This window comes from Leifsonia sp. NPDC077715, assembly GCF_040686855.1.
In the GTDB taxonomy this organism is placed as follows: domain Bacteria; phylum Actinomycetota; class Actinomycetes; order Actinomycetales; family Microbacteriaceae; genus Leifsonia.
Genome location: NZ_JBFBOG010000009.1, coordinates 1 through 2,273 on the forward strand (window position 1 = coordinate 1; position 2,273 = coordinate 2,273).

General features: G+C 39.2%; 2 protein-coding genes. Both read right to left on the reverse strand.

Annotated elements, in window-relative coordinates; all coding sequences use genetic code 11:
- Nucleotides 1-353 precede the first annotated feature (353 nt).
- On the reverse strand, nt 354-575 hold the full coding sequence (locus AB0P25_RS19270; RefSeq protein ID WP_323133973.1) for a hypothetical protein: 222 nt from the start codon (nt 573-575) through the stop codon (nt 354-356).
- Nucleotides 576-588: 13 nt separating this feature from the next.
- Nucleotides 589-1,770 carry a protein rep gene (locus tag AB0P25_RS19275; RefSeq protein WP_363809540.1) on the reverse strand — a complete coding sequence of 394 codons (1,182 nt, stop codon included), beginning with the start codon at nt 1,768-1,770 and terminating at the stop codon, nt 589-591.
- Nucleotides 1,771-2,273 lie beyond the last annotated feature (503 nt).

Sequence of the window (2,273 nt, forward strand, 5' to 3'; positions counted from 1 at the left end):
AAAAAAAAGTGGGTTTATTGAGTATTTCCACCTATATGTATTTAGTAAAAATCAATTTTCTTGTTTTCAGCGAGCGTAGCTCGGTTACTCCCGCTCTTAGGCTAAAGGGAGCATGTAATCAGGGAGAGAAGGCTCTTAATCGATTTATGTCAGTTCGCGGGTAGACACCCGCTCTGTTTTTTCATTTTCAGGCTGAAAATGGATATAAAACAATTTACTCCATGCCGTTATGTGCGTGCACGGCACGCCAAACGTCATGGAGTAAATTGATATGCACCACTGGTGCATGATTAGCCTAAGTTGATTTTTTGCGTATACGCAAAAAAAAGCCCGAGGGGATCGGGCAAAAAGATTTAAGAAACAATAGAACTTAAGACATCGTTCTTAAAATCATCACTGGAAAGAACTTCCTTAATAAATATTCGATCTTCATCTGTATTGACGAAGGTATTCAAAAAACCTAAGTCGTAGTTCCAATTAACATCAAATTCAATCGGCCCGGAAAAGGAAAAACCATCTGCTGTTTCTAGTTCAACTTCAGCCGTATAACCTTGTTTAGACTTCTCAACACTCACCAAAATTACTTTCTCAATAAGCATTTTCTAATCTCCTAATTTCTGTTTGAACCAAATCGTTTATTAAATTTTCTGCTTCACCATTTCCAAAACATCCACTTTCATAATCTCGAGTAATTGCCTCCAGATATTCATGACGTTTTTGGTATGTGCAAAGCAGACTAAAGACGAGATCCTCAACAGGGGTTAAAGTGATTGAAGTCTTGTCTGTTTCTTCAGCTAACTCTTCATCAGATTTATCTTCAATTTCAAGCAAAGCCTTAAGACCACGTGCCCAAACAAGTTGTCTAGCACCTTTCATAGCCAGGGCAAATTCTTGAAAAAGTTTGCCTGAAGATCGTCCATGAACAATTTCATCAGAAGTAGATAATTGCAAAAGATCAAATGGCGTGTAACTGCCGTTGCGACCCTTCTTAATGTGGCCCTTAGTTAATTCATTCTCAATTCCCCATTTTGCAACATATTGGTCAGCGTAATACCCGTTACGGAGATCCAAACCATGCTGCATCGAGGGAGCATTAAGACCCGATTTAATACAAGCTGAAATCCATTGTTCAGCTAACTCAGAGATATAACTCTCAAAACGTAAATCATGGTGAGTTGCCAATAAAAGAACATGATTATGAGGATGCCAACCATTTTGGCCGTAAGTAACTTCCTGGCCCTTAATTTTGTATTCGACACCTAGTTTTTTGAAAATTGCTACAACTTTGCGCCCCTCGAAAAATCGCTTGTAAGCCTTTTTCTGACCTTCTAGCAAAATCCTTAAGGATTGGCCATGCGAATGGCTAAACGTGAGCGTAAGGAGATATATGGAGCCGTTACGGCCTGTTTTCCACCTATCCAAGCCAGTTCTTAATTCAGTACGTCTTTGCTCCGTGATGTGCTTTGCACAAATAGGACACGACCAAATCGAACCGCAAATCTGAACATTGCCAAAATGAGCCTTACAACGATTCTCGTTGTACATCACTGTACGAGGCTTCATTTTATCAATGCGCAAACGTCTACAATTCGAAACTCGCTCTTTGGGTAAAAGCTTTCGAGATTGATCCTGAAGTAAATAATCATGTACCCGCTGAAACCCTTGTGGCGTAAGGATGGCAGGAGATTTCGTATATATACCAAGAGACTGGCTATTTTGAATGCTCTTTGAGCTTGCTGAGGACGGATTTTCCCCATAAAATAGATTCATCGACATACCTTAATTATGTTGATCACTGGGTTGAAGTGTTCCAGCACTGTCAGCCCATTTTTTTTGCCTGTACGGTGAACGAGGTCTTTCGCACAAGCTTTAGTGCAAGTTGATAGTACTACTGAAAAAATCAGAAAAGCAAGACCACAAGTTTTCATGACAACATGTTGTATATACGCAAAATATAAGTGGTAAATACAATGCTCCGCCAATTCCTCGGTCGTGTCGGTCGTGCGTGCCCTCCTCCTCACTCCTCGTCTTTGCTCCGCATTATTTTCAATAAGTTTAAATATCATTTTTTGTAGTACCCCATAATTGTGTAAACCGTTGTTAAAACAAAAAGAATTAAATTAATTAGGTCGTAATCAAACATGATCATCTCTCCTGTGTTGTTATTATTTAGTCATAAAAAAAAAGTGGGTTTATTGAGTATTTCCACCTATATGTATTTAGTAAAAATCAATTTTCTTGTTTTCAGCGAGCGTAGCTCGGTTACTCCCGCT